This is a genomic window from Rhizobium sp. P2_G2 (assembly GCF_056403555.1).
Genome location: NZ_JBFUFF010000064.1, coordinates 1 through 14,427, shown reverse-complemented (window position 1 = coordinate 14,427; position 14,427 = coordinate 1). Strand labels below are relative to the sequence as shown.

At 61.8% G+C, this 14,427-nt stretch carries 13 protein-coding genes; 4 read left to right on the top strand and 9 right to left on the bottom strand.

Annotated features, from left to right (window positions below; all coding sequences use genetic code 11):
• Positions 1 to 60 precede the first annotated feature (60 nt).
• The 4 genes from AC1D06_RS29680 (at position 61) to nadC (ending at position 4,426) form a co-directional block, all read left to right on the top strand.
• Entirely contained in the window at positions 61 to 960 is a 900-nt protein-coding gene (locus AC1D06_RS29680) for an NUDIX hydrolase (protein WP_477989498.1), read from the top strand.
• Positions 961 to 1,027: 67 nt separating this feature from the next.
• Entirely contained in the window at positions 1,028 to 1,999 is a 972-nt protein-coding gene (nadA, locus tag AC1D06_RS29675; RefSeq protein WP_477989497.1) for a quinolinate synthase NadA, read from the top strand.
• Positions 1,996 to 3,531, top strand: coding sequence for an L-aspartate oxidase (locus AC1D06_RS29670; protein ID WP_477989495.1), 1,536 nt, complete (start codon positions 1,996 to 1,998; stop codon positions 3,529 to 3,531). The genes nadA and AC1D06_RS29670 overlap by 4 nt, the downstream gene beginning before the upstream one ends.
• A 1-nt stretch (position 3,532) precedes the next feature.
• Positions 3,533 to 4,426, top strand: coding sequence for a carboxylating nicotinate-nucleotide diphosphorylase (nadC, locus tag AC1D06_RS29665; protein WP_477876371.1), 894 nt, complete (start codon positions 3,533 to 3,535; stop codon positions 4,424 to 4,426).
• Between the two features lie 47 nt (positions 4,427 to 4,473).
• Here nadC and AC1D06_RS29660 read toward each other — a convergent pair whose 3' ends face one another.
• The 9 genes from AC1D06_RS29660 to AC1D06_RS29620 form a co-directional block, all read right to left on the bottom strand.
• Positions 4,474 to 5,460, bottom strand: coding sequence for a beta-ketoacyl-ACP synthase III (locus AC1D06_RS29660; protein ID WP_477989493.1), 987 nt, complete (start codon positions 5,458 to 5,460; stop codon positions 4,474 to 4,476).
• A 2-nt stretch (positions 5,461 to 5,462) separates the two neighbouring features.
• Positions 5,463 to 6,728 carry an adenosylmethionine--8-amino-7-oxononanoate transaminase gene (locus tag AC1D06_RS29655; protein WP_477989491.1) on the bottom strand — a complete coding sequence of 422 codons (1,266 nt, stop codon included), beginning with the start codon at positions 6,726 to 6,728 and terminating at the stop codon, positions 5,463 to 5,465.
• On the bottom strand, positions 6,725 to 7,363 hold the full coding sequence (gene bioD / locus AC1D06_RS29650) for a dethiobiotin synthase (RefSeq protein WP_477989489.1): 639 nt from the start codon (positions 7,361 to 7,363) through the stop codon (positions 6,725 to 6,727). The genes AC1D06_RS29655 and bioD overlap by 4 nt, the downstream gene beginning before the upstream one ends.
• On the bottom strand, positions 7,360 to 8,505 hold the full coding sequence (locus tag AC1D06_RS29645; RefSeq protein ID WP_477989487.1) for an 8-amino-7-oxononanoate synthase: 1,146 nt from the start codon (positions 8,503 to 8,505) through the stop codon (positions 7,360 to 7,362). The genes bioD and AC1D06_RS29645 overlap by 4 nt, the downstream gene beginning before the upstream one ends.
• A complete protein-coding gene (gene bioB / locus AC1D06_RS29640) occupies positions 8,502 to 9,449 on the bottom strand; it encodes a biotin synthase BioB (protein WP_477989535.1) in 948 nt (315 codons plus the stop codon). Before bioB ends, AC1D06_RS29645 begins: the two co-directional genes overlap by 4 nt.
• A gap of 313 nt (positions 9,450 to 9,762) precedes the next feature.
• On the bottom strand, positions 9,763 to 10,431 hold the full coding sequence (locus AC1D06_RS29635) for a GntR family transcriptional regulator (RefSeq protein ID WP_477989485.1): 669 nt from the start codon (positions 10,429 to 10,431) through the stop codon (positions 9,763 to 9,765).
• A 230-nt stretch (positions 10,432 to 10,661) separates the two neighbouring features.
• The gene (locus tag AC1D06_RS29630; protein WP_477989484.1) at positions 10,662 to 12,329 is read right to left on the bottom strand and encodes an amidohydrolase; all 1,668 of its coding nucleotides are present in this window, start codon (positions 12,327 to 12,329) and stop codon (positions 10,662 to 10,664) included.
• A 79-nt stretch (positions 12,330 to 12,408) separates the two neighbouring features.
• On the bottom strand, positions 12,409 to 13,431 hold the full coding sequence (locus tag AC1D06_RS29625) for an extracellular solute-binding protein (protein ID WP_477989482.1): 1,023 nt from the start codon (positions 13,429 to 13,431) through the stop codon (positions 12,409 to 12,411).
• Positions 13,432 to 13,453: 22 nt separating this feature from the next.
• The gene (locus AC1D06_RS29620) at positions 13,454 to 14,287 is read right to left on the bottom strand and encodes an ABC transporter permease (RefSeq protein ID WP_477989481.1); all 834 of its coding nucleotides are present in this window, start codon (positions 14,285 to 14,287) and stop codon (positions 13,454 to 13,456) included.
• Between the last annotated feature and the right edge of the window lie 140 nt (positions 14,288 to 14,427).

Here is a 14,427-nt window from a genome sequence, read left to right as displayed (position 1 = left end):
TTCCCTGCGGACCAGAACCTGTGCTACAAGCGGTCGAGATTGTTTGCACACGAACGTTTTATGACGACATCTTCGATCCACGCCGAACTCATCGCCGTCCTTGCAGCCGTGACCGACGGTCAGCCGCGCGTCATGACCATTGACGCCGGCAACGCCCTGCCCTCCGGCCCGTTCGAGACCGGCCACCGTTCGCTGCAGCATGGGCTGCGCGAATGGGTGGAGGAACAGACGGGCCAGGCACCCGGCTTCCTGGAGCAGCTCTACACATTTGCCGACCGCGACAGGACGGACGGTGCCGGCGCGGGCCGCACGATCTCGATCAGCTATCTCGGCCTGATGCGCGAACAGACCGAACCGGGCCGTGGGCATTGGCGAGGCTGGTACGACTACCTCCCCTGGGAAGACCATCGAAACGGCCGGCCGGCCATCTTGGTCGATTTGCTCGACCGTCTCCAGCACTGGGCGGCGGACAGTCCGGCAGCGAAATCCGACGAGCGCAAGCGCAGGATAGCGATCGCTTTCGGCGGCGCGGATGCGCAGTGGAATGAGGATCTCGTCCTCCAGCGTTACGAACTGCTCTATGAAGCCAAAGCTATCGGGGAGGATCCGGGCCTCGGCCAAACGACCTTCGGCCGCGCCATGGCGGGCGATCACCGGCGCATCCTGGCGACGGCTATTGCAAGGCTCCGTGCGAAGATCAAATACCGGCCGGTCGTGTTCGAACTGATGCCCAGCCAGTTCACCCTGCTGCAATTGCAGCGTACCGTCGAAGCCCTGGCAGGGCTGACGCTCTACAAACCCAACTTCCGCCGGTTGATCGAACAGCATGATCTCGTCGAGGAAACCGGCGAGAGCGAAAGCGAGACGGGCGGCCGGCCAGCCAAGCTGTTCCGCTTCAGGCGCAGCGTGCGGGAAGAACGCGAATTCGCTGGAACTAAATTACCACTTTCGCGAGTTTGACATATTCTCAAATCGAGAATATGTCTCTGTCCGACTAATACTCAATCTGAGTATATAGGAGGCGCATATGTCACCCGCAGTTTCACTGTCTTCGCTCTACGACCGAGTCAGCCGTGTCGTTCCCAAGGCCGAATGGATGTTTCACGAAGAGGACATCGCGGCCATCCTCGACCTGAAATGCAAACGCAACGCGGTCATTCTCGCGCACAATTACCAGGTGCCCGAGATCTTCCATGGGGTGGCCGACATCGTTGGCGATAGCCTGGCACTCGCCCGCAAGGCCATGCAGGTCGAGGCGGACGTCATCGTATTGGCCGGCGTGCATTTCATGGCCGAGACCGCCAAGCTTCTCAACCCGGGCAAGACCGTGCTGATCCCCGACCTCGAAGCCGGATGCTCGCTTGCCGATTCGATCACGCCTGAAGATATCGCGCTGCTGCGGCAGGCCCATCCGGGTGTGCCTGTGGTGACCTACGTCAACACGTCTGCGGCAGTGAAAGCCGCGTCCGACATCTGCTGCACCTCGGGCAATGCAAAGGAAGTCGTCGAGTCGCTCGGCGTTCCCCGCGTGCTGATGCTGCCGGACGAATATCTGGCCCGCAATGTGGCCCGCGACACCGCTGTCGAGATCATCGCCTGGCATGGCCATTGCGAGGTGCATGAACTCTTCGATGCCGAGGACATCCGGCAGATACGGGAAAGCCATCCAGGCATAGTGGTGCTCGCGCATCCGGAATGCCCGCCGGATGTGGTGAAGGCCGCCGATTTTTCCGGCTCGACCGCGGTCATGTCGGACTTTGTCGCCCGCGAGCGCCCGGCGCGGGTGGTGCTGCTTACCGAATGTTCGATGAGCGACAATATCGCCGTCCATCATCCCGATGTCGATTTCATCAGGCCTTGCAATCTCTGCCCGCATATGAAGCGGATCACGCTCGGCAATATCCGCAAGGCGCTGGAGGAAAACCGCCACGAAGTGACCATCGACCCCGCTATTGCCGCTCCGGCACGCCGCGCTGTGGAAAGGATGCTGGCAATATGACCAACCTTCCCCAGACGCATGAATGCGTTATCATCGGCAGCGGCATCGCCGGACTGGTGACGGCGCTCTCGCTCGCACCAATGCCGGTCGTGCTCGTGACCCGTGCTTCGCTCGGCCAGGAATCCTCGAGTGCCTGGGCACAGGGCGGCATTGCCGCGAGCCTCGGCGAGGATGACGACATCGAACTCCATATCGCCGACACCTTGGCCGCCGGAAACGGCCTATGCGACGAGCGTACCGTGCGCGCAATCATCTCCGCGGCGCCCCACGCCATCGAAGTGCTGGAGCGTTATGGTGTCCTTTTCGACAGCGATGCGAATGGCAGGTTGATGCTGGGACTGGAGGCTGCCCATGGCCGACGCCGTATCGTCCACGCCCAGGGCGATGGCTCGGGAGCGGCGATCGTCAAGGCTCTCGTCAAGGCGGTTCGGCAGACGCCATCAATCATGGTGCTGGAACGTTGTGAGGCACGCCGTCTGATGGTCGATGCGCATGGCATCTCCGGCATCGTCTGCGGACGCAAAGGCACTGCTGTCACGCTTTCCGCACGCCGCATCGTGCTGGCAACCGGGGGCATAGGCGGGCTTTATCGCGCCACGACCAATCCTGCCGGCAATTTCGGCCAGGGTATCTCGCTTGCCGCCCGGGCCGGTGCCGCCTTTGCTGACATGGAGTTCGTGCAATTTCATCCCACGGCGCTCGACACTGACCAGATGCCGCTACCGCTGGTGAGTGAAGCCGTGCGCGGCGAAGGTGCTGTCCTTCTCAACGAACGTGGCCAGCGTTTCATGCAGGCGACAGACGGTGCAGAACTCGCACCAAGGGACGTCGTCGCCCGCGCCATCAGCACTGAGTTCGATCGCGGCGGCCGTGTTTTCCTCGACGCGCGATCCGCGCTGGGTTCGCGTTTTCGAATCCGCTTTCCGGCGATCGACCGCCTTTGTCGACAAGCCGGCATCGACCCCGCGACCACGCCGATCCCGGTATGCCCTGCCGCTCACTATCACATGGGAGGCGTCGCCACCGACCTTGATGGGCGCAGCACCATCCCCGGCCTTTGGGTCGTCGGTGAAGCGGCCTGCACAGGCCTGCATGGCGCAAATCGGCTAGCCAGCAATTCGCTGCTCGAAGCTGTGGTCATGGCCGAACGCGCCGCTCTCGATATTGGCGGAACCACTGGCCGCCAAGCACCGAACAAGGCGGCGATCAACCTACCGCCTCCATCCGGTCTTGTCGCCGCACGCGCGATCGCGAGCCGGCATCTCGGACTACTCCGCAATGAAAAGGGCCTCGTGGAGGCAATCGAGCAGTTGACGCCACTCGTAAGCACGGATGGCGCCGGCAGCGATCCCGCCCTCGTGGCGCTGCTTATTGCAGTCTTCGCCCATCAGCGCCGCGAATCACGTGGTGCCCATGCCCGCACGGACTTCCCGGCAACAGCCATCGTGCCAAGTCGACAGCAAATGACGCTTGCGGAAGCCCTCGACACCACCAACGCCAATCGACCCAACATCCTTGCCCGGAGCGCCTGATATGAACCTGTCCTCTCCCCATCGCCTAATTGTCGAGCCGATCGTGCGTGCGGCCCTCCTCGAAGACCTCGGTCTCGCCGGCGACATCACGTCGAACGCAGTCATTCCGCTCGACGCCACGTCGACCGTTGTCCTCGCTGCCCGGGAGGCCGGCACGCTTGCAGGCCTCTCCGTCGCCCAGCTCGCCTTCGAGCTTGTCGATCCGGCTATCCGCTTCGAATCCCATATGCAGGACGGCGCCGCGCTAAGGCCCAGGGATGTGATCGCGACGATCTCGGGTCCGTCTCGCGGATTGCTGACGGCCGAACGGACGGCGCTCAACTTCCTTGGCCATCTCTCAGGCATAGCCACGACCACGGCTGGCCTGGTCGGTGCCGTCAAAGGGACCAAGGCCCAGATCGTTTGTACGCGCAAGACGACCCCAGGTCTCCGGGCGCTCGAAAAATATGCCGTCCGCGCCGGCGGCGGCATGAATCATCGCTTCGCACTCCATGACGCCGTACTGATCAAAGACAATCATATCGCCATCGTCGGCAGCATTGCCGAAGCGATCCGCCGCGCCAGGAACAATGCCGGTCACATGGTCAAGGTCGAGGTTGAAGTGGATACGCTCGAACAATTGGCTGAAGTGCTGGCGATCGGCGTCGATGCGGTGCTGCTCGACAATATGAGCCCCGGCATATTGCGAAAGGCTGTCGACATGGTCGGCGGCCGCGCGATCACCGAGGCCTCCGGCCGCGTGACCAAGGCCTCCGCCGTCGCCATCGCTACTTCCGGCGTCGACCTGATCTCGGTCGGCTGGTGTACGCACAGTGCGCCAACGCTCGATATCGGGATGGATTTTTGTGAGCGGGCGGATGATCGGACGCCGTCTTTGCAGGAACGGTTCGGATAACATTCATACCGGGTGCACGCCTTTGCAGCGGAGACTGCCGGCAACGGCTAGACTCGATAGACCACAGCACCACCCGTCAAACCGGCCCCTGCGGCGGTCAGTAGCAGCGTCTCGCCCTCCGCGAATGGCCGCCCGCTCCTGGCGACGGAAAGCGAAAGCGGGATGGTGGCAGCGGAGGAATTGCCGAAGGTTTCGATCGTCCGCACCGTTCTTGCCGGATCGATGCCGAGATTGCAGCACACGGCGTCGAACATGCGTGCATTGGCCTGATGCGGGACGAACCGATCGACCTGCCCGATGGCGATTTCCGCCTGATCGAGCACCCTTTGCGATGTCCTGGTCATGAGCTCGACAGCCCGCGAAAACACCTCTCGGCCATCCCGCATCGTCATCAGGAAATCCTCGGCCGGGATATCATGCGAAAAAGGCCGATTGCTGCCCCCCGCCGGTATATGGATCAGATCATAGCCGCCGCCATCGGAGGCAAGTTCAGCAGCAAGAAGACCGCGTTGGCGGTCGCGGCTGGGTGCGAGCACGACAGCGCCCGCGGCATCGGCGAAGAGGACCGCACTGGCCCTCTCTGCGGGATTGATACGCCGGCTGAGAATGTTAGCGGCGACCACGAGAACCGCGCGTCCCTGGGCGCGAACAAAGCCGTCCGCGAGGGTGAGTGCATAGAGAAAGCCCGAACAGGCGCCTGCGAGATCGATCGCACCGGATTTTTCCAGGCCCAGCCGGTGGGCGAGCAAGGGCGCCGAAGGCGGAAGCAGATGGTCCGGGGTCGAGGTTGCCAGCAGCGTCAAGGCAATCTCGTCATGAGCGACACCCGCATCGTCGAGTGCCATTCGCCCGGCCTCGGCGGCAAGGCCGCTCAGCGTCTCCCCATCTCCCGCCCAGTGACGCGCCCGGATGCCGGTCCGTCGTTCGATCCAACCATGTTCGAGCCCAAGGCTCGCCTCGATCTCGGCATTGTCGACGCGCCGCGCCGGCACGGCATGGCCGAAGCCGATCATGCGGGAAGACCAGGTTTGCATCGTCAGGGCGCCCCCAGGACGATGGATGCCACCTCGTAGATGGCGTCATAAGCGCGGCCAAGTTCGTCGGCGGTCAGGCAATAGGGCGGCATCAGGTAAATGACGTTGCCGAGCGGACGGATGAGAAATCCGCGCTCGCGAAACAGCCGCCGCATGCGAGGTCCGACCTCGGCCAGATAGCCGCCGGCCGGCACGACAAGATCGAGCGCAGCAATCGTTCCGGCCTGCCGGATGTTGGCAAAGCGCGCGTCGCCTTCAAATCGCTCAAGATTCTGCCGGTGCAGCGCTTCGAGATTTCGTATCCGCTCGACGACCGGTTCGCTGCGCCAGATCTGCAGATTGGCAACCGCCGCCGCACAGGCGATCGGATTGGCCGTGTAGGAGCTCGAATGGAAGAACGTCTTGCGCCGATCGGTCGAGAGGTGCGCGTCGAAGATATCGCCGGTGCACAGCGTTGCTGCGAGCGGCACAGCGCCGCCGGTGAGACCCTTGGAGGTGCAGAGGATATCGGGCGAGATGTTCGCCTGCTCGCAGGCAAACATCGTCCCCGTCCGGCCCCAGCCAGTCATCACTTCATCGGCGATGAACAGGCAGCCGTGGCGGGTTGCGATCTCCCTGAGCCCGGCAAGGACGCCGGCATCGTAAATCTTCATCCCGCCGGCACCGAGAACCAAGGGCTCGATGATCAAGGCGGCCACACGACCCGAACGACAGAATGTTTCGAACATGTCGAGCGTCTGCTGCTCGCGGCCTGCCTCGGGAAACGGCAGCCGGTCGACGCCGAACAGCAGCGGTTCATAGGCAGCATTGAAGACGCCGCGCTCGCCGGTCGACATGGTGCCGATCGTGTCGCCGTGATAGCTCGCCTCCATCACGACGATGCGGTCGCGCGGCTCACCGCGATTGTGGAAATAACCGAGCGCCATTTTCAGCGCCACTTCGACCGAGGTCGAGCCGCTATCGGAATAGAAGACATGCTTCAATCCGGATGGGGCGAGGCCGATCAGTCCTTCCGCGAGCTGTTCGGCCGGTTCGTGCGAATATTCGGCAAAGATGATCTGATCAAAGGCTTCAGTCGCGGCGCGGATCGCTTGCATGATCACGGGGTGCCGGTGACGATGGGTGATCACCCACCAGGACGAAATGGCATCAAGGATACGATTGCCATCCTCCTCGATCAGATAGGCGCCGTCTGTCGCTGCGATACGTTTCATCACCGGTTCGAGCGCGTGCTGGGTGAAGGGATGCCAGACAGCCGAGCGGCTCATGCGGACACCTCCGCGAAAGCGGTGAGATCGAAATTCTCCCGGAATGCCCGGCCGAGTGCATCGGCACTAAGATCCGGAATGCGTGGCAACCGGCCGAGCGAGCGGACGCCGCCCATTTTTGCGATTATCCGCTGCGTCTCCTGGTTCTCATCGCCGATAAAGGCCACGCCGAATACCGGGATGTCCCGATGCTTCAGCGCTTCGAGCGACAGCAGCGTGTGATTGATCGTGCCGAGCGACGTCCTGGCGCACAGAATGACCGGAATTTGCCAGCGGGCAAAGACATCGGCGAAGAGCAGATCGTCCCGAAGCGGCACCAGAAGCCCCCCTGCCCCTTCGATCACCAGCGGCCGGTCGGTTTCCGGCGGCATGAGCCTTTCCGGATCAATCATCACTCCGTCGAGCCGAGCCGAGAGATGCGGCGAAGCGGGTGCCGAAAGGCGATAGGTTTCCGGCAGGATACGTTGGCGCGCCACGCCGCCGAGCCGTGCGACCGTTTCGCTATCGGTCTCGTCATCGAGCCCGGACTGGACCGGCTTCCAGTAATATCCGCCTAAGGCACCAGTCAGAGCAGCGGAAAAGATCGTCTTGCCGATGCCCGTATCGGTGCCGGAGACCACAAATCGTTGGATCACGGCTTTTCCTCTTCGATAACAGCTGCAAGGTGCTCGACCATGGCGGCAATCTGGCCTTCATCGACATTGAGTGTGATGGATATCCTGAGCCGTGCCGTACCGTCCGGCACGGTCGGTGGCCGGATCGCACGCAGGTCGAAACCACCGGCCCGCATACGGTCGGCGATGCGCAGCGAACGGGCATTGTCGCCGATCATCACCGGCAGGATCTGCGAGCCGCTGGGTTCAATGCCCAGCCGTGACTGCAGCTGTTCGCCCGCCAAATTCCTCAAGCTCTCCAGGCGTGCACGCCGCTCGGGCTCGTCGGAGATCATGCGCAGGGCCTCACGCACGCCCGTCGCCATCAATGGCGATGGCGCCGTCGAATAGATGAAATTGCGGGCGCGGTTAATCAGAAAGCTCGCGAGCGTCGCAGGCAGGCCTAGAAGCGCACCCGACACGCCAAGCGCTTTGCCGCAGGTGTGCAGCACCAGCACATTGCCGCGGTTCTCGAGCCCGGCGGCAAGGCCGCGGCCTCCGGCACCAAATATGCCTGTGGCATGCGCTTCATCCACGACGAGAAAACCGTCATGCCGGTCGGCAAGGTCCGCAAGTTCAAGCACGGGCGCCTGGTCGCCATCCATCGAATAGAGGCTCTCGACGGCGATCCAGGGATGACCCTTGCCGCCGGCCTGCCGCCAGCGGCGGATCGCCTGATCAAAGGCGTCAACCTGGTTATGCGGCGCGGCAACCGCCTCCGCCTTGCTCTGAGCTATGCCGTCATGGGCACTGGCATGGATCAGCGCATCATGGACGATCAGGTCGTCGCGTTGCGGCAGGGAAGAGAAGAGCGCGACATTGGCGGTAAATCCGCTGCTGAAATAAAGAGCTCTCTCGGCTCCGAAGAATGCCGCCGCTTCTGCTTCGAGCGCCTCGTGTTCCCTGTGACTGCCGCGCAACAGCCGCGAGCCGCCGGCGCCGGCGGGCACGCCTCTATCCAGCGCCGCCGCTATCGCCGCTTTCAGCCGCGGCGCACTGGCAAGGCCGAGATAGTCATTGGAGGTGAAATCCAAGCCTTGCTGGGGCGTGAGTTCGCGGAGCCGCGACCTGCGCGCGAGGCCGGCGAGCGTGGCCTCGTAGCGGGCAAAAGCCGGCGAACTCAAGAGGCCGGTTCCAACTGCATCGGCTTCAGGCCCAGCCGGCGGAACAGTGCAGCGTCATGATCCTCCCCGGGATTGTCTGCCGTCAGCAGCGTGTCGCCAACGAAGATGGAATTGGCGCCGGCAAAGAAACAAAGGGCCTGCATCTCGTCGCTCATATCCGTTCGGCCAGCCGACAGGCGCACATGCGAGTGCGGCATCAGGATGCGCGCCAAAGCGATGGTGCGGACGAAATCGATCGGATCGACCGGGGCTGCGTCAGCCAGCTTCGAACCCGGGATCGGGATCAGCATATTGATCGGCACGCTTTCCGGCGGGACCGGCAGGTTGGCGAGCGTCACCAGCATCGAAATGCGGTCGTCGACCGTCTCGCCCATGCCGAGAATGCCGCCGGCGCAGACCTTGATGCCGGCGTCGCGGACATTGGACAGCGTCTCCAGYCGGTCCGCGAAGGTGCGGGTGGTGATGATCTCCGAATAATAGCGCTCGGACGTATCGACATTGTGATTGTAGTAATCGAGGCCGGCATCGGCGAGCGTCCCGGACTGCTCGGGGGTCAGCATGCCGAGCGTCATGCAGGTTTCCATCCCGAGCGCCTTGACGCCTTCGACCATGGCGACCAGAGCCTCCATGTCGCGGTCCTTGGGATTGCGCCAGGCAGCGCCCATGCAATAGCGCGTCGCCCCACCCTCCTTGGCCTTGCGCGCTTCGGTCAGCACGCGCTCTACCTCCATCAGCTTCGAGGCCTTCAAACCTGTCGGGTAGTGGGCGGATTGGCTGCAATAGCCGCAATCCTCGGCGCAGCCGCCAGTCTTGATCGATAGGAGCCGGCTCATCTGGATGGCGTTCGGATCGAAATGGGTCCGATGCACCTGCTGAGCACGGAAGAGAAGATCGTTGAACGGCAAATTATAGATAGTTCTGGCATCCCCAGGTGAAAGCGGCATGCTAGCCGCCTGCGTCTCGACAAATCCCTCATTCCCCGCTGCCGATTCCACCAACATGAAGGCTCTCCTATATAGATAAATAGATAGAATTCATTTTTATCTATAATTTGACGCCGTGCAGAATTTTGCAATAACCCCCACAGGGAAAATGAATTGCCGTCACAACCATAGGGAGAAAATTGCGTTATGCCACGGGCTTGCCAATGCGCCGGCCAAGGACTGCGCACCATGGCGTGCGCGATCATCGAACCATCGAACCCGCGAATTCAGCTCTGTTTTTCAGAAGAATCAGAAATACGGCTCAGCGTCACGCTCAGCCCTCGATCGCAAACGCCGCGCCCGTCGCGCCCGAAGCATATTGTATGGGCTTCTGGCCGATTCTCTGCACATGCCGTTCCAATACGACGACAGCCTGGTCGATCCGGCCTTTGCGCAGATGATCGAGAATGGCGTGATGGTCGGCATCGAGCCGCGGCAACCATCCGCCAGGCCCGCTCGCGAACAAAAACCGTGATCCCACCATGTGCAGATCATCGATCGCGGTCAGCAGCCGCGGCATGTCGCAGGGCGCAAGCAGCAGCCTGTGGAACCGGCGATTCGCCTCGTCCCACAGGCGGATATCAACCGCGACATCGCAGGCGAGCATGGCCGCCTCCGCCTGATCCAGGATATGCGGCGTCAAATGCGGTGCGGCGTGGCGCAGCGCCAGCGCCTCCAGCACCGAACGCATGCGCGCGACTTCCTGTACCTCGGCGAACGAAAAAGATGCAACCCGCACGCCGCGGCGCGCCTCGCTCACCGCCAAACCCTGCGCCTCGAGGCGACGGAACGCCTCGCGCACCGGAACATGGCTGGTGCCGAACTCATCGGCAATATGGTCCTGCCTCAGCTTGCTGCCAGGCTCCAGCACACCGGTGATGATGCGGTCGGCGAGAACGCGGCTGATGCGATTGGCGATTGTCTCTTCTGATGCGATCGTCATGTTTCATAGATAATTTGCAACGGCGACGCTGTCGAGCCTCGCAACAGGCAGCCGGATCTCGTCCACCGGCTTTATGGTCGAGGGGAGCGGGCTCGGATCGGGGAGCCCGCATTTGGTTGGCGCAATCGATGGAAGCTGAACCGATGCCAAGTATCGTTTTTGGGTTTCCAAGCTATCGAAGACCTGCGGATGCCCGGGCATGCACTGTAAGATGACCGCAATTGAATGCGTCAGGCCTGATAGCTGACCTTGCCGTCGCAGATCGTCAGAACCGGCTTGATCCGGCCGATCGCTTCGCTTGCTGCACGCTCGATATCGTCATCGAGCACGACGATGTCGGCGAGATAGCCGGGTTTGAGAACGCCCTTCCGGTCCTCCATGAATTCGACCCAGGCACCGTTGCTGGTGTAGGCTTTGAGGACCTCCGTCAAGGTCAGTCTCTGGTCCGGGAGCCCCTCCTTCCAGGGCTTGCGCGTCATCGCGTCCTGGATACAGGCAAGCGGGTTGAGACCTGTGACCGGCCAGTCGGTGCCGAAGACAAGCGGCACGCCGGTTTCTGCGATTACCCGCCAGGCAAAGGCCAGGGGCCAGCGCTTTTCGCCGATTCGGCTGAGATAGGGTTCGAGCGGCATCGCTCGGGCGCCGGGCGGATGTGTCGGCTGCATCGAGCCGACAACGCCGAGTGCGCTCAGACGCGGCAGGTCTTCGGCTTCGATCGTCTCGATATGTTCGATGCGATGGCGGCTGTCGCGCTGGCCATTGCGCGCGATCGCACCCTCATAAGCGTCGAGCACCTGCCGCACGGCGGCGCTGCCGATGGCGTGAACCGCAATCTGCAGGCCGAGACGGTCGGCTTCCGCCGCAATGGCGTGGAACTGCTCGTCGGTGAACAGTGGATCGCCGTTTTCGTCGGAATTGTCGCCATAGCCGTCGACCATAAAGGCCGTACCGGATTCGACCACGCCGTCGGCAAATATCTTGACGAAATCGCAGCGAAGACGATCAGTGTCGTAACGGCGGTGCCAAGCATCCGCTTTGTCTACCAGGTCGCTCAGCGGCATGAAATTCTTCATGTGGAAGGGCATGCGCACCCGCACGGGCAACCCCTCGCCTGCTTCGATCTCGTCGAGCAGTTCGAGCTGATAGAGGCTGCCATCCATGTTCTGGAACGAGGTTATGCCCATCGAGGCGCAATAGGCGAGACCGCGCTTGAAGAGTGCGGCATCGCTCGCCTTTTGGTCCGTCGTCACACCATCGGGGTCACCGCCGGTGGCTACGCCGAAACGTTCGCGGCCGCCGCTCGCGCCCAGGTCCAGCACCGGCCCGATGGCCTCGCTCTCCCTCAGTTCGCCTGTGGCAAGACCGTCTGCGCCCATGACGATTTCGTTGCCGACGCTGAGCTTCTTGCCGCCGAGAATGCCAGCGGCTTGAAGCGCTGCGGTGTTGGCCCAGGCGGTGTGATAATCGGCGGCCTGGATAATAAGCGGCCGATCCGAGACGATGGCGTCCAGTGTCTGCCGCGGCACACCATGGGAGCCGACAAGCACATAATCCGCCCCTTGCCCGACGAGCAGCGGCAGGTCGGGATGTTCTGCGGCATAGGCATCCACCAGCGCCTTGAGCTGTTCGCGCCCATGGACGCCCGAAAGCGGGAGCTGGGTCAGGCTCAGCGAGCCGCCGAAAATATGCATGTGCGATTCGTTGAAACCGGGCATGACCGTGGCGCCACGAGCATCGACTATGCGTGTCGCCGCCCCGGCATGGGTCTTTGCCGCGTCCGCCGATCCGACGAAGACGATTTTGTTGCCCCTGAGCACAATGGCTTCGGCACGTGGCACGGCGTCATCCATGGTGATGACCTTGCCATTGGTGATGATGATGTCGGCTATTTCGGCCATGATCTCGCTTCCATGAAATAGGTCACTGGGCGGGCGACGGCACTACCGTCGCCCGTTGCTTCAGGCGATGTTCCGCGGGCTATTTGCGCAGATTGGTCCAGATCTTGTTGTAGATGTCGATGACCTCAGGCGGGCACGGCGGGTCGAAGCTGATTTTCATCGACGCTGGCGCATGCAGTTCCGGCGCGTTGCTGATATCCTTGGACATGAACTTTTCCGAACCGACAATGCCATTGTTGTAGGTGGCAAAGTCGGAAATCAGCGCGGCATTTTCCGGTTCCATGACGAAATTCTGGAACAGCTTGGCGTTTTCCAGGTTTGCCGCACCCTTGAGCACTGTGACATTGTCGACGAAGCCTCCGGCGCCTTCCTTCGGGAAGGCAAATTTCAACGTTGCGCGATTGGCGCGTGCCCGGATCCCTGCGCCGTCCCAGATCATCGAGGCATCGACATCCTTGGAGGAGAGCAGCGTCGGTGCGTCGTAGCTGAATGTGCGCCAGCTCGGCTTTGCGGCGTTGAGGATTTTGCTGACCTCTTTCAACTGCGCCTTATCGGATGTGCAGCGCGGAAAGCCCTTGTAAAGTTCGACGGCGTGGATGACGGTCACCATGTCGTCGAGGATGTTGATGCGGCCCTTGAGTTCGGCCGGCGGGTCGAAAAGAACGGCCCAAGTGTCGATGTCACCTTTGTAGACGGTCGTATCGACCGAGAAAGAGGTGATGCCGACCTGCCACGGAACCGAGTAGTGACGCCCATCATCGTAATAGAGGTGAACCAGGTCCGGCTTCATGTTCTTGAAGTTGGACATCTGGTCCGGTTCGGTCTTTTCCAGGAGACCCTCGTCCGCCATGATCTTGACCGCATAGTCGGACGGAACGACAATATCATAGCCCGATCCGCCGGCCTTGATCTTGGCCATCATCGACTCATTGGAATCATAGGTGTCGAGCGTGACCTTCACACCGTAAGCCTTCTCGAATTTCTCGATCAGCTTGGGATTGGTGTAGTTGCCCCAATTGTAGATATGCAGCTCGCCCGCAGCAAAGGCGCTGGTCGACGAAGCCAGCAGTGCTGAAAACGCAAACAAGGCTATCTTCTTCATTTCGGTATTCCCCTTTTTGGTTTCAGGATTCCTCGTCCTGGCTTTTCTTGGTGAAGATGAAAGAGACGACGATGAACGCGATTGAGACGAGCAGCAGCAACGTGCACATAGCGTTGAGCTCCGGCGTTACCGTGTTGCGGATGCGCGACCAGATGAACAGCGGCAGGGTCGTCTCCCCCGGCCCGGCGATCAGCTGGGTGATGGTGAAATCGTCGAAGGAGACGATGAAAGAGAGCGCCGCCCCGGACATGATGCCGGGCAGAAGCAATGGCAGCGTGACGTATCGGAATGTCCGCCAGCGATTGGCGTAAAGATCGGCCGCGGCATTCTCCAGCGTGATGTCCATGCCTTCGAGGCGACCTCGGATCGGCAGATAGGCAAAGGGAATGCAGAACGATGTGTGGGCGGCAATCAGCTTGGCAATGCCGAAGCTGATGCCAAAAGCCTGCGCAGCGAAGGAAAAGAAGGCGAGCAGCGACACCGCCGAGACGATTTCCGGAACAATCAGCGGCGAGGTAATGGTCAGGACCGTCGCCGTCTGCCCTCTCCAACGTTTGACGCGGGTTGTCGCCAGCGCCGCAGCCGTGGCGACCACCGTCGCCATGACGGTCGCCGACACGGCGATGACGATCGACAGGATGGCGGCGTCGAAGAAGCCGCCATTGTCGAGCAGCGACACATACCAGCGGATGGAAAAGCCCTGCCACGACGCGCCGATGCTGGTGGAATTGTTGAACGAGAACAGCAGCACGATGAGGATCGGGAGATAGAGCGCCACTATCGTTACGGCCGCAATGAAGCTGAAACCGGTCTGGCGCTTGACGTCGATGGTGCCGTAGGTCGGGAGATCAACCATGCCGCACCTGCCCCGAACGACGGATCTGGATGAGAAGGGCGATCATGATGATGACCATGAGAACGATCGAGAAAGCCGAACCAAGCGGCCAGTTCCTCGACGAGCCGAATTGCAGCGCGATAAGGTCGCCGATCATCAGA

Coding starts and splice junctions, on each gene's coding strand:
- AC1D06_RS29660 (WP_477989493.1), bottom strand. CDS start 5,460: ATGCAAACCTGGTCTTCCCGCATGATCGGCTTCGGCCATGCCGTGCCG.
- AC1D06_RS29670 (WP_477989495.1), top strand. CDS start 1,996: ATGACCAACCTTCCCCAGACGCATGAATGCGTTATCATCGGCAGCGGC.
- nadA (WP_477989497.1), top strand. CDS start 1,028: ATGTCACCCGCAGTTTCACTGTCTTCGCTCTACGACCGAGTCAGCCGT.
- nadC (WP_477876371.1), top strand. CDS start 3,533: ATGAACCTGTCCTCTCCCCATCGCCTAATTGTCGAGCCGATCGTGCGT.
- AC1D06_RS29620 (WP_477989481.1), bottom strand. CDS start 14,287: ATGGTTGATCTCCCGACCTACGGCACCATCGACGTCAAGCGCCAGACC.
- AC1D06_RS29625 (WP_477989482.1), bottom strand. CDS start 13,431: ATGAAGAAGATAGCCTTGTTTGCGTTTTCAGCACTGCTGGCTTCGTCG.
- AC1D06_RS29655 (WP_477989491.1), bottom strand. CDS start 6,728: ATGAGCCGCTCGGCTGTCTGGCATCCCTTCACCCAGCACGCGCTCGAA.
- AC1D06_RS29630 (WP_477989484.1), bottom strand. CDS start 12,329: ATGGCCGAAATAGCCGACATCATCATCACCAATGGCAAGGTCATCACC.
- AC1D06_RS29680 (WP_477989498.1), top strand. CDS start 61: ATGACGACATCTTCGATCCACGCCGAACTCATCGCCGTCCTTGCAGCC.
- AC1D06_RS29635 (WP_477989485.1), bottom strand. CDS start 10,431: ATGACGATCGCATCAGAAGAGACAATCGCCAATCGCATCAGCCGCGTT.